A 13,363-nucleotide genomic window follows, 5' to 3' on the forward strand; every position below is an offset into this window, starting at 1 on the left:
ATTGGCAAGTGGAGTTACTCTTGCGTAGCGGCCAGGCCCAAGATGGGCTTACTCCGTACGTTTACCGTTGGCGAGTAAATTTCAGATTTTACATAAACCACAAAATATTCAGAGCAGGAAATGGCTATCAAACATATAGCCAAATCAAGAAGCCGGCAAATAGCCGGCTTCTTCTAACATATAGTTAAATTTTACTGAAAGCTCATATTAAGCAATCCATTACACATACTCCCCCGTAAAGTGATCAAAACCATTGCTAACAGCAAACTCAACCTCATCACCTAGAGCTTTGAAATGTGCTCTACCGCAGTCAATCTTGGCTTTTTCAGCAGGGCGCAGAGCATCCGTAAACAAGCTACCTTTAGTTTCCACAACAAAGTACAGCTTGTCTTTGCCATCCACCTCAATTAACACAGCCCAGTCAGGGTTGTAGCCGCCTAGCGGGGTGTCAATTTTGAACCAGCCCGGCAGTTTGGCATACAACTTAATATCGTCACTGCGTTCAAAGGCGCTGGCAAACTCGAGCTCAACATCTGAGTCATAGACCACATGATCAAATACGGACTTCTGGCTCGCCACCATATTTTGTTGTAGATAACCGAACAGCTCACTATCGTGGAATAGCTCTTGCGCGTAATACTGGTCATCACCAATTTTGTGATAGGTAATGCCATCCACAACAAACAAACGCATCTGGTTCTTAATGATGCTGGCAACCTGCTCGATGAATTTTTGCGGGTTATTTTTGAAAGATTCCAAACGACCGCTATCGTTAATAATTTTCACAATAGTACGACGGGTTAAATTGGTTTCGTTTTGCAGGTAAGTAATCAGATCAGGCAGCTCAAAGGCACGCGATTCATAGATGTTAGCGGTTTCTTGTACGTGTTCAGTATGAACACCGCCACGGTTAATCTCTGTAGTGGCCTTACGGTAAATAAAGCGTGCTTTACCGACCTGGAGGTTGTTTTTAATCTCTTCAGAGCACTTGGCAGTAAGCGCATCCACATCAAAGTCGACGCGGAAAGTGGTGCGGTACTTAATACGATCCCACAGTTCCTTAAACTCAGGGCTTAAGAATACTGCTTTATTCAGTGATACTTTTTTCTTATCAGCATTGTTTTTGATATTAAGATTGCCCGACACTTTTTTCAGTACAGCAGCAATTTGTGACGCGTGCTCTTTAAACTCTTGAGGTAAGTCGAGATTGCCGTCTTTTAATGCTGTTTTCAAAGAGTCTTGGACCTTGCCTTTTGCATCGATATAGCCTGAAGCCTGCATGTGTTCCCATAGCTTTTTCGACGCATCAACACCTAGGTGCTCATGGTTATGCTCATCTATTGGCACGACGATATTGGCAAACAAGTGCTGTTCTACCACGCCAAACTTAATACCTGTTTCCTTCTCAATCTCTTTTTGAAGCTGCTCTGCAAACTCCTCGTAAGACTCATTTGCCATAACCGTTAGCGTATTCACCTCAAAGCCATGTACACGCTCGCCTTCTTGGTTAACGCAGATACGCAGGCCACGACCAATCTCTTGGCGTTTTTTGATCACAGAGTTGGTTTCATTCAAGGTACAGATCTGAAAGACGTTAGGGTTATCCCAACCTTCTTTTAATGCTGAGTGTGAGAAAATGAATTTCAGCTTGGATTTAAAGCTGAGCAGTCTTTCCTTATCCTTCATAATCAAGTTATAAACGCCCTCGTCAGCGACGGTAGCGCCGGAGGTGTCCTTGACCATTTCATTGCCTGCTGAGTCTTTCTTTTTATCAATTGCGAAATAACCGTTATGCACACCTGTGGCAGCTGTTTCTAAATCTGCGCCTTCAAACAGCGTACTGTATTTAGGCTTACGAATAGCATTGGTATATTCCTCTTCAAACATCTGCGCGAACTTGCCTTTCTGAGCGTGACCGTCTGCATCGTACCAACGGTAATTGGCTACCTTGTCGATAAAAAACAAGCTCAATACTTTGATGCCTTGAGGGCGTAAGCGCATTTCTTTGTCTAGATGCTCTTCAATAGTCTTACGAATTTGCAGACGCTTGTACTCATCTACATCCACTTCACCAATGGCTTGGCCTAGTTTTAGAATTTCTGGCTTACTGGTAAAGCTAATGTACTCATTGCCTTTTTCACAATAAATATCATCAACAATATAGCCGTCATAGATATCACGACCACCACTGTATTTAGCATCCAGCAGGTCAGCGCCACTGGTGACTGTGACGGTTTTGGCTTTAATGCCGCCATCTTTTAAGCGTCCGTGAATTTCTATTTTTGCGCTAATCGGACTCTTCTTGTTATCCACGCTTAATAGCTTGATATAGGCTTGGTTGTGACCATCCTTGACTTCAATCCCCGCCACTTCAATCTGCTTCACCAGCTTTTGCTCGTAAGCATCTACTGAATCCAGTTTGTAGAGCATGTGATGCTTTTCCACGTGGGTAGCAGAATAGCGCATGGTGCACATTGGGTTCAGCGAGGCAATCGCCTCTTTACTTTTAGCTGTGGTATCCACGCTTTGCGGCTCATCGATAATCACAATCGGATTGGTCTGCTGAATAAACTCAATCGGTTTAGCACCCGTCATGCGGTCGTGGGCACGGTGAATAATATTGGCCTTGTTCTCTAACTCAGGATCACTAAAGCTTCTACGGAAAGCATCAATGTTAATCACCATGATCTGAATATCAGGGCTGGTAGAAAAGTTTCTTACATCGGAAAGTTTGCTGGAATCATAAACAAAGTAATCAAAGCTGGTATTTTCAAACAGCTCTTTAAAGTGGCTTGTAGTGATTTCTAGCGTCTTATACACACCTTCTTTAATGGCGATGGACGGCACCACAATGATGAACTTAGTAAAGCCATACAAGCGGTTCATCTCAAAAATAGAGCGCAGGTAGACATAGGTTTTACCTGTACCTGTTTCCATTTCTACTGTTAGGTTAATACCGTCTTTTGAGCTAAAACTCTCTGAAGGGGCCAAGCCATTTTGCAGCTGTATTTTACGAATGTTGGCGTGAATATCTTCATCTAACAGCCGCAGACGATTACCAATACCTAACGTGTTTTCTTCTGCGCCATGAAATAACGTACCTTCTTCCCAGGCCTGTAAGGGCGCAACAGTAAAATTAGTCTGGCAAGTTTCCTGCCCAGCAAAAACACCGGTGATTGAGTCGATGGCTTGTTTTTGGTAATCCAGATTTGCATCAAATTGAATTTTCATGCGTCACCTCCTTGGTTTTGAACTTCCGAGCAATCCTCAACTGTTGCTTCCCATTGTGCATGGGCTTCCTCCAGCTGTTTTTTTAGAGCTTCCTTGTCTGGCAGGTAAGTTTGGTATTTGGCGGCATGAATATTAGCGCCCTCTGGCAGGGTAATTTTTACCAGCGAGTCCTTTTTCTTCTTACACAGCACAATCCCTATGGTTGGCTGCTCATCATCAAGCTTTACATGGCGGTCGAAGTAATTGACATACATCTGCATTTGGCCAAGATCCTGATGTTTTAGCTCACCTATTTTCAGGTCGATGATGACGTAGCAGCGAAGCAAGCGGTTGTAAAAAACTAGATCAACGTAGAAGTGGTCTTCATCAAAGGTAAAGCGTTTTTGCCTCGCTTCAAAAAGAAAGCCTTTACCCAGCTCTAGCAGGAAGTGTTCGAGCTTATCAATAATGGCCGTTTCTAAATCGCTTTCAGAATAGTGGGTATGTTCTTCAAACCCTAAAAACTCCAGCACCAGCGGGTCTTTAATCACATCAGTGTGTTTTTCCAAAAGCTGGCCTTGTTCGGAAAGTGCTTTAGCGCCTTTTTTATCTTTGCTCAGCGCCAAGCGCTCATACAAGCTAGTATTAAACTGCCGTTTTAACTCTCGAAGTGACCAGTTTTCATTCGCTGATTCAATTTCATAAAAACAGCAGTCTTCAAGGTTGGAAATACCCATCAGAAATAAATAATGAGACCAGCTCAAGGGTAATTGCTCAGACATTGCTTGCACAATCTGGGTACTATTCAGTTTCAGAGACACTGAACCGCTTTGTGCAGAAATCCCAGACACTGTTTGGGATTTCTCTTCAAGGCTTGGCGCATAGGTCAGGTAAAACCTACGCATGTACTCCAAATTGCTACGAGAATAGCCGCGCCCAAACTCTTTGGTCAGTTCAGCCGACAGTTCCTTTAAGATCGCTTGACCATATTCAGCCCGCTCATGTCCTCCTTGTTCCTCAGTAACAATGCGCATGCCAATCAGATAGTTGGAAATAACCTGCAAGGAGTTGACACTGCGCCGTGTCAAAGACCGAGCTTGAGAAATAATCGCCCTAATATCCTGAACAAGACCTTGTCCATTCATATCTATCGGTTTGTTAGGTGCCTTATCGCTGTTACTCATCACAGGCTCCGAACGTCTTCAATGCCTGCTTGTTTGAGAATCTGCAGTGCATTGGTTTTCACTACATCATCGGCAAAGCCTGCGTCTTTAAATACCACACGCATGATTTCAGGATTAAGCTCTTCTTTCAGCTTGGCGATACCTTCGGCGACTTCAAGAGAAATCTTATCGCTCAAACAAACCATCAAGGCGCCCATGCCAATGTTGAATACTTTGTGGCCATCAATGCTGTGTTCGGTGATGGGCAGGGTTAAGTCCAGGCCGTACTTTAAGAGCACTTCGTACAGGACATCTTCCTCTTTACGGTCAGTTTTGATATTAGATATTTGGTCTTCAAGGTCTTGTGCAGTGAAGTCAAAATCGAGCTCCCAAGGTTTGATATTGGTGGAGTCGAGCTTGAAAGCCTTAAAGCCAAGGTCGCCATCGTAGCCAGGGTTTTCTGCTTGAATTTTAGCCGCAGCGCGGCGGATACGTTCTTTACTGATATCAGTTATAGTTTTATAACCAACTTTCGACGCTTCAGACTTTCCGTCTAGAGCTTCGGGAAGCTGAACCATAATGAACTGTCTAGAACCTTTATCTTCAGCGTTTATACGCATTACCGCTTCAGCAGAGGAGCTTGAACCGGCAAACATATCAAGCATCAATGAGTCATTCTGCATACCTGATATCACAAACGTCTTAAGTAGTGCTAAAGGCTTTGGAAAGCTAAAATACTTACCGCCAAGCAATGATTCAACCTCAGATGTCCCTCTTCTAGATGTATATTCTTTACCTGAGATTATAGAGCGCACCAACTTCTCGTCAGTACGCATTTTTTGCACAATGCGGTACTCACCTGACGAGGTTTTATAACCCATTATTTCTTGATTCATATTCTCAATAGACTTTTGTTTCCCCCACCGCCAAACAAACTGTACAGAGTTTTTCTGTGATAACGGCGGATATACCTCTATCGAATTAAATGTTTTATCTAATCCTATCTCGTAAAAATCACCTTCAAATTCTTTAATAGGGCGATCTGTATAAAGATAAAATGGATAATATAAATTTGGACGATTACCTTTATGGAAGGCCTCGTTACTATTATAAAGTGGATGGATATTAAATCCGCTTACTTCATCTTCAAACTTAAATGTCTTAGTTGCGTCAGGAATTAAATTTGTGTCGCACTCTGATATGTTTTTACTATAAAAAACACAGAACTCATGGTTTTTAGCAATATGACCGTAATCTCTACCATTCGGTGCTGCGTTAACAACGAATGTGCCAATAAAGTTTTCTTCGCCAAAGATCTCATCACAAATATTTTTAAGATTCGTTACTTCATTATCATCAATGCTAATAAAGATAACACCATCGTCTCTCAGTAGGTTTCTCGCCAACTTCAAGCGTGGGTACATCATATTCAACCAGTCCGTATGATAACGCCCACTGGTTTCTGGGTTATTGGATAAACTACGTCCTTCACCATCCACTTGCCCGGTAATTTCTTTGTAATTTTTGATATTGTCTTTAAAATTATCTTTATAAACGAAGTCTTTACCGGTGTTATACGGCGGGTCGATGTAAATCATTTTTACTTTTTTGTGATAGCTCTTTTGCAGCAGCTTGAGCACTTCCAGGTTATCACCTTCAATAAACAGGTTTTGCGTACTGTCCCAATCCACAGACTCTTCTTTACAAGGGCGCAAGGTGCCGGTGCTGGGGGTTTGCGCAATCATCCGTGCTTTGCTTTTGCCGTTCCAAGTAAAGCTATAGCGCTCATCACGGCCATCAACGTATTCGCCCAGCACTTCTTTTAAGGCATCAAAATCAACTTTGCCTTCGGTGAAGGCTTCGGGAAACAGTTCTTTTAACTTACTGATGTTATCGGCAACTATATCGGTGCTGGTGCTGTCCATAGGGGGAATAACTTTAGTCATGCTGAATCCTCGTAAATACTAAAACTGAATAGGCCTAAACAGTCGCCTTACAAATACTCAGCCAATTGCTTGAGCGTTTGTTCGTGTTGTTTGATTTGGGTATTGAGCGTCACCTGTTGGCTAAACTCAGCTTTTTTAATTTGGCTGCGCAGGCGCTTAATGGTCTGCTCTAACTGTAGATAGGCTTGTAAATTTTGGCGTGACTGGTCGCCATTACTTATCACGCGATAACGGCCGGTGATCTCAGCACACTGGCCTGCTACCACGCGACTCATGAGCGCTTGATAGAGCTGCCAGAAGTTAGAAAAGGGCAAGTTGGCTAACTGCAAACTGGTTAAAAATTCTTTGGCTTTAACGGAGCTGTCTGCCAGCGCCACACTAGGTGCTAGTAGGACTTCTTCAATCACCCATTTTTCTTGATTGGCTTGGTTAATACGTTTATCAGCAAGGCAGAGGGTTAACTGCTCTTTGCCTTCGGCAACCGCGTGGCTATGCTGGCTATCGGTAAAGAAGATAACTAGCGGGTAAGGAATCGCACGGTTGATAAAGTGTCCGACTTGCTCCATCAGTTTGCTGTCCATGCGCTTGCTTTCAGCGAGTTCGACCTGCAGCACCGCCACTTCACCATACTCACGCAACTCATCCTGGTAGGGTGCAATATTAATAGTGTTGGGTTTGAGCGTGTACAGCCAACGGATTTTGTTTACGTGCTCTTTTAAGGCTTTTTTATCCTTAGCGTCCAGCTCATCATGCTCAGCAAACATTTTCTTGAACAGTGGTTGATTCAGTAGGCAGCTCGGCGGCACACCTAGAGTGTTAAAAAAAGCTTCAAATTGTGGCAGTCCTAGATTCAACTCAGCCATGGTCAGCCTCTGTCAGTATCAAATAGGACACCACCATAAAATCTTCAATACCTTGGCTGCTGGTGGCACTTAATACAGTGCCACCTTTAGTAAATAAGCTAGCGACCCCCTTTTCTTCACTCTTCGCAGCGATACTATCAACCGACACCGCAAGCAGCCGCTGGTAATCCGTCATGTCTCGTCCGTGGCGTGTACGGCGGTTGAGTGCGGCAATGGCTGCTGTATCGAGTGACTGGTGCATAAAGGCTTGGCGTTTCAGCAAGTCGAGTATTTTCTTACTTTGAGTAAAGTTAAGTTCAACAGCGGTATGGCCTGAGCCAGTATCATCTTGCACATAGACTAAGAAGTAAGGCGCTAAGGGGTAATTATCATCAACCTGCACCGCCTCTTTACCACTGCGAATATTCTTTAAGCAGAAAATAACACCAGGCTGAAAACCCTCCTCAATCAAGCCTGCATCGAGGCTCACCGCCGAGTACAAACCAAAGGGCATTTGCTCTAGTAGCGCCAAGCTGTCTTTGTTGGCCATATAACCCGATAAATCCATACGAAAATCATTCAGAGTAAGGTCGGTAATAGACACGCCACCGCTCATATCTTCTAAATCAACCACGGCATCTTTGAGTTGCTGCAGTTGTTTACGACGGTATTCCAAATCATTCATTTCATTGGTGCTGTCATCAATGACGTTTTCTTCACCGGTCGCTGAGATATCTAGCAGTACCATACGCCCAGATACCCGTGCTTCTAGGTTGATGTACTCATCCAGCTCCATGTTCGGCCAAAAGTTCACCAGCTGAATTTGCGTGTTTTGACTGCCTAAGCGATCAATACGGCCAAAGCGCTGGATAATTCGCACTGGGTTCCAGTGGATATCGTAGTTGACCAAGGTGTCGCAATCCTGCAAGTTTTGGCCTTCACTGATGCAGTCGGTAGCAATCAGCAAGTCCAGTTCCGTGGTCGCGGTGGGGTCTACTTTATTACGCTCTTTAGATATCGGCGAGAAAGCTGTCAGGATGTTATTCAGGTCCGAGCCTAATCCTGACAAGGTTGTTTTATTGGTACCGCCGCCGGTGACTAAGGCGCTGTGAATATCGAGCTCTTGTTGCGCCCATTGCGCTAAATTGGCATACAGATACTGTGCAGTATCAGCAAAAGCGGTAAAGACAATGATTTTCTTGTTGTCAGGGTTCAGCGGGCTTTGCACTTTACCGGTAATGATTTGCTTAAGAAGCTCAAGCTTAGCGTCACGCTCGGCGGAGACTTTTTTTGCTGTCTGCGCAATGTTATTCAATAGTGCTTGGTCGGCCTCAAGCTCTTGGCGGAAACGAATTAAATCCATATCTTGTAGCAACACTTTGGTTTTGTTGCCCACCATATAGGTTTCTAACTCGGTGGACTCCAGCTCAAAATCATGTAGGTCTTCAATGCTAAGTGCATCAACATCGTCAGACTCATGGGCATCAATTTTAGCCAGCAAATTATCAATTTGTAACGCAAGCTTAGTGGCAGTCAGGGTAAATGAGTGAATCGAGCTTTCCATACGCTTGAGCAGGTTGATGCGCATTAAGTGAGTCAGACTCTCTTCGCGGTCAACTTGCTTGAAAACCCCTTTGCCGCCACCAACAGCTTGGTCATAACGACGGGCGTATTCTGCTTTTTTCTCGGTGCGGACAAACTTAAGCGGAGAATAGCCAGCCAGTGATAATAAGCGAATGGTTTTGTTCACTTGTTCGAGTGGTGGAAACTCGCCTGACGAATCAATCTCGGCATAGATATTCTTGGGAGGCAAACGTGTCGGGAACTCACCAATATCAGCTGTACCGTAGTACTTTTCAATGTGCTTACGCGAACGCGCAATAGTGACAATATCGAGCAGCTTAAAGTAGTCAAAGCTCATCACGTCTAATAAGGAGCCTGTGGTACGTTGCTCCGCAGGTTTTTCTGTCCATTTATTAAACTGTGTTTGGGCTAAGCGCAAAGTGGACTCAATGTTTTTGATACCTTGCTCGGTAAAGGCATCATCACGACCTTCAGTAATAAAGGCGACCTGATTTTTCAAGTCATTCATGCGGTTATTCACTGGCGTCGCTGATAACATCAACACTTTGGTTTTAACGCCAGCGCGAATAATGTCATTCATTAAGCGCTCGTAACGGCTTTTGCCTTCGGCTTTGCTGGGGGTGTTACGGAAGTTATGCGACTCGTCGATCACCACCAAGTCATAGTTGCCCCAGTTTAGGGTCTCTAAGTTGATTTCACCGGAGTAGCCTTTTAGTCGTGACAAGTCTGTATGGTTCAGCACGTCGTAGTTAAAACGGTCGGCAGCCAGCAAGTTACGCTTATCGTTAACCGCCCACATCGTCCAGTTGTCACGTAGCTTCTTGGGACACAACACTAGAACACGGTCATTACGCAGCTCGTAATACTTGATAACCGCTAGGGCCTCAAAAGTCTTACCCAGGCCCACACTGTCGGCAATAATGCAGCCGTTATATTTTTCAAGCTTATCAATAGCTCCTAGCACGCCATCTTTCTGGAATCTGTAGAGTTTGTTCCAAACCTGTGTGTCTTTAAAACCCGTTTTACTGCGAATAATGCTGTCTTCATCAATATCTTCAATGAAGTCTTTAAAAATATGAAACAGCGTAAGGAAATAGATCAGGTTAGCGGGCCGATCGGCAGCGATATAATCAAGCTTGCTAATCAGCTCAGCTTTGATGTTGCGCGCGCTGCTAGCATCGCTCCAGACAGTATCAAACCAAGATAGCAGGTGTTTGGTGCTCTCTGAGTCTGACAAGCCCATATTCATCTGCAAGGTCTCTGATCGCACTTCACCAAGCCCAATAGGTGAGAGCGTAGCGCTGCCATGAATTGCGTAGCTGTGATCGCCAGAGTTTAGATGAATAATGTTCTGGCCTGGCTGGCTATTGATACTGGCTTTGACATCCACTTTGCTGGCCAGCCACTGTGAAAACTCAGCAGCAATCCTCTTTTGTTGCAACTGGTTTAGTAGCCGAACTTCAGCTTCTGCACCAACCAGTGTTTGCAGCGACGTTGCCTCCCAGTTGGTGAGTAGAAGTCTTGCAGAGTCTAGCTGTTTGAGCTCTTGTTTGAGTGTCGAGAAACCATAGAGAGTGAATAGGCTCGACAGCACAGAAAGCTTAGCATCATCAAAGGTATGTTTTTTAAGCTCGTGGCCAACGTGACCGCTGTTTTTGTTATCCAATATCACTGCAATATTCCCTATGACGGCTTGTCATTCTTGTGCTGTTCAATCCACTTCTCAAGCTCTTCACGTTTGAATCGCCACGATGTGCCTACTTTGAACGCAGGTATCTTCGCTGAGGTTGCCATGCGATACACCGTACGCTCGTTGAGCTTGAGATAAGCGGCAACATCCTTAACGGTCATGATTTCATCACTCATGTTCGTTATCCGTAGTTTTAAGAGTTATGTGTCGAAAGAGTACAAGAATGTCTGTTAGGGCACAATGAACCATTGTAGCTGCTCCAAAACACATAGAGCTATTCAGGCGTTATCACTTATAGCTTCAGAGACTGTATGAGTTTTATCTATCTTCATAGTGAAGGTCTTGTGAGTTTTGCGAATAACCCCGTAGTTATTAACTGGAATTTTTAACAAAAAAGCCCGCAACAGCGGGCTTATGTGGTTTAGCCGAACACGGTCAGCTTGCGGACAGTCGCCTGTATGGAGTTGGGTGGCTGATTTGTTTGCGATAAGGTTAAGCTGTTTTCGTCGGACTTATCCCTAGCGGATAATCCCGTCTTATTCATGAGAGCTCTCAAAGTGACTCATTTTCGGCAGCTTGATGACCCTCTAACCGTTTTCGGGCTGGAGGGTACGATTTTCGGTAGTGTATTTACTTTGTCAGCGTAAAAACAGAAAGGTTTTGTGCCTGCTTTCAACTCTTTCACAGCTTTTCTTATCATTTAGGCAAGATAAAACCTCAGCCGTTCAGCCGATAACCTGTTTGTTGCGTGCCTCGGTTTAAGTTTGAGCCTGATGCAGTCGAGGCAAGTTTTTAAGCAGACTGGGCCACCATTTGCCGCCGGACTGTCCGATATGAACTGCTATTTTTCGCGCATGCACGGCCACGGTTGCTGCTGTTTTCAGGATCTGCTCGCGGACTTTGCGTATGCTCCAGCCCTTTTGTGTACGCGCTCCATCAGCGCTCGCAGACTGTGCATCATCTGATAAGCGTAGAGACTCAGCAGCAGGCTGACCTGATTGCGGCCCATCACCTGTTGCACGGTAGACGCACCACGGCAGGTAGAAGATAGGTGAACGTTGAGCGTGTCTTTCAGTTCGCCCATGTGCCCCTCAGCTTTCCCGCGCTTGCGGTACAGCTGCAGAATTTTATGCGGTGTCCAGTCTTTCCAGTCCAGGCTGGTGACTAGGAAAAAATGTTTTAAAAACAGATCATCCGGTTGCTCGCAGACCACTAAAATAATGCGGCGCGGCTTCTCCCAAGATTGTGCCTGATAGTAAAACTCATGGCACCACTCGCGTAGTTGATGGGTTGGCCGACCCACTGGGCGCTTGAGATAGTGTGCCGCTTCGCGCTCAAGTACGGTATTGCTGGACAATCGACCAACATATTCAATATTGGCGTCATCCAGTGCCGAAAGTGTTGGGTTGCCAGTAAAACCCGCATCAAAACGAACTCTGACCTTGGTGCCGGTTGTCTTGCCAATCCGTTCAACCAGCTTGGGAATCCAGTACTCAGCTTGTACTGCACAACCGCTGTTTCCCTCTCGTAACAGGCCGCCAACCATGTCGCCCGTTTCAGCGATAGAAGCCACCAGCGGTGAGTAGTGTGAATAACCAACATAGCTGTTGTAGCCCGTTCTGACTTGTTGGCCAAAAGTTTCAATGGGCAGGCCATCGACATCCAACGTGATCGATGACAATGGCTTGCCGCTGCGCATCGAAGACAGTCGCCACATGGCCATGTCGAGCAAACCGTCATGAAATGCAGCCTGGTTGATATCTGTGGCCAACAGATTCAGAAGACGCGACAGGGTTGGCTGCGAAGGACGGGGCTGCTCTAGTGGCGTGGTGCTGCGCTGATCGCTGCAGGCCAGCTGCAAAACTGGGTCGTTTGCTAGTGTTTGCGTATCACTCAGATCGTCCCAGCCCAGCGCACGCTGAACCAGCAGAGTACGAAGCTGACTGGACAAACTATGTTGCACACGTGCGGGGGCACGATCATCCAGCAACTGCCGATCCAAGCTCTCAATCACACCGCTGCGATCGAGCACCTCGCGCAGCAAGAATGCACCGGCATCACTACTGGTTTTTTGTTCACTGAGCTGCACTGAAACAGATAAGTTGCAGGCTGGTTTCCAGCTTGGTAGTGTTTCACCCATGGCGAGTGGCCCTCTCTAATCAAGTTCTTGCCGAACATATTGATTTTAAAGGATAAACCACTCGCCTTCTTTATTTTAGGTCAAGGCTCGTGAATAAGACGGGATGCAGGATCAGTATTTCACCTTCAATATGTTTGATGCACAAGCGTGGTATGCACGTGATGTGATTCTTGACAAGATCCAGTTGCCTGAGTTGGCCGTACGTCAAGCCGACGAGCAGGAATGGTTGGCTGAATATGAAAAAGTGACGAATGTTGATGGTGATATCGACTTCCAAGCTCAGTATATTCGCGACTTAACCAATGTGACTGACTACCCTGAGTTTGCTGTAGAAAAGCAGGGTGAGATCTTTAAAGAATGGCAAAAAGATAAAAAAGTCGACATTATGGGCTTTAGAGAAAAAGCCTACCGCTCAACCTTAACCAACACCTTGGCACCTGAGTTGCCTGAGCCGTGGTTGGATATTTTAGATGATTCACTTGAGCACTTTTTGAATTTACCGTTCTGCAGTAAAACACCTAAAAAGAAAGTAAGCTAGTCGTTAAAAAGATGCTTACATTAAAAACGGCGCTGAAGAAATTCAGCGCCGTTTTTGTATCTGTGGGTATAGTCTTTTTACTGTTTGATACAGCATCAGTGGCTTGAGGCTGGCCATCTGCCGATGCGTTGAGAGAGCGGCTCCTTTTCTCAAATCGTTTGATATTAAAACAGCAGTGTATGTCTTCAATTATGGCTTCTATATAGCAAGTAGGCTTGCTTCTGTCTGGCCGCTTATATTCTGCAATTAA

General features: G+C 45.1%; 7 protein-coding genes and 1 pseudogene. 1 reads left to right on the forward strand and 7 read right to left on the reverse strand.

Translation table 11 applies throughout. The features are described from left to right. Positions 1-219 precede the first annotated feature (219 nt). The 7 genes and pseudogenes from TOI97_RS02645 to TOI97_RS02675 form a co-directional block, all read right to left on the reverse strand. Positions 220-3,231, reverse strand: coding sequence for a type III restriction-modification system endonuclease (locus tag TOI97_RS02645; protein ID WP_321552579.1), 3,012 nt, complete (start codon positions 3,229-3,231; stop codon positions 220-222). Then, a complete protein-coding gene (locus TOI97_RS02650) occupies positions 3,228-4,394 on the reverse strand; it encodes a PDDEXK nuclease domain-containing protein (RefSeq protein ID WP_321552580.1) in 1,167 nt (388 codons plus the stop codon). Before TOI97_RS02650 ends, TOI97_RS02645 begins: the two co-directional genes overlap by 4 nt. Next, positions 4,394-6,319, reverse strand: coding sequence for a site-specific DNA-methyltransferase (locus tag TOI97_RS02655; protein ID WP_321552581.1), 1,926 nt, complete (start codon positions 6,317-6,319; stop codon positions 4,394-4,396). The genes TOI97_RS02650 and TOI97_RS02655 overlap by 1 nt, the downstream gene beginning before the upstream one ends. Positions 6,320-6,366: 47 nt before the next feature. Then, on the reverse strand, positions 6,367-7,182 hold the full coding sequence (locus TOI97_RS02660) for a DUF4391 domain-containing protein (protein WP_321552582.1): 816 nt from the start codon (positions 7,180-7,182) through the stop codon (positions 6,367-6,369). Beyond that, the gene (locus TOI97_RS02665) at positions 7,175-10,417 is read right to left on the reverse strand and encodes a helicase-related protein (protein ID WP_321552583.1); all 3,243 of its coding nucleotides are present in this window, start codon (positions 10,415-10,417) and stop codon (positions 7,175-7,177) included. Before TOI97_RS02665 ends, TOI97_RS02660 begins: the two co-directional genes overlap by 8 nt. Before the next feature lie 11 nt (positions 10,418-10,428). Beyond that, entirely contained in the window at positions 10,429-10,611 is a 183-nt protein-coding gene (gene mads1 / locus TOI97_RS02670) for a methylation-associated defense system helix-turn-helix domain-containing protein MAD1 (RefSeq protein WP_321552584.1), read from the reverse strand. 582 nt (positions 10,612-11,193) lie between these two features. Further along, positions 11,194-12,575 (reverse strand): annotated as a pseudogene (locus TOI97_RS02675) (IS1380 family transposase). Positions 12,576-12,678: 103 nt separating this feature from the next. On the opposite strand from TOI97_RS02675, the gene TOI97_RS02680 reads away from it, so the two are divergent. Next, positions 12,679-13,113, forward strand: a complete 435-nt coding sequence (locus TOI97_RS02680; RefSeq protein ID WP_321552585.1) for a hypothetical protein — start codon at positions 12,679-12,681, stop codon at positions 13,111-13,113. Positions 13,114-13,363: the final 250 nt, after the last annotated feature.

Source organism: Denitrificimonas halotolerans, from assembly GCF_034259425.1.
Lineage (GTDB): Bacteria > Pseudomonadota > Gammaproteobacteria > Pseudomonadales > Pseudomonadaceae > Denitrificimonas > Denitrificimonas halotolerans.

Excerpts from the sequence above, each read along its gene's own strand:
- TOI97_RS02660 (WP_321552582.1), bottom strand. The coding sequence starts at position 7,182 with ATGGCTGAGTTGAATCTAGGACTGCCACAATTTGAAGCTTTTTTTAAC.
- mads1 (WP_321552584.1), bottom strand. The coding sequence starts at position 10,611 with ATGAGTGATGAAATCATGACCGTTAAGGATGTTGCCGCTTATCTCAAG.
- TOI97_RS02645 (WP_321552579.1), bottom strand. The coding sequence starts at position 3,231 with ATGAAAATTCAATTTGATGCAAATCTGGATTACCAAAAACAAGCCATC.
- TOI97_RS02655 (WP_321552581.1), bottom strand. The coding sequence starts at position 6,319 with ATGACTAAAGTTATTCCCCCTATGGACAGCACCAGCACCGATATAGTT.
- TOI97_RS02650 (WP_321552580.1), bottom strand. The coding sequence starts at position 4,394 with ATGAGTAACAGCGATAAGGCACCTAACAAACCGATAGATATGAATGGA.
- TOI97_RS02680 (WP_321552585.1), top strand. The coding sequence starts at position 12,679 with ATGCAGGATCAGTATTTCACCTTCAATATGTTTGATGCACAAGCGTGG.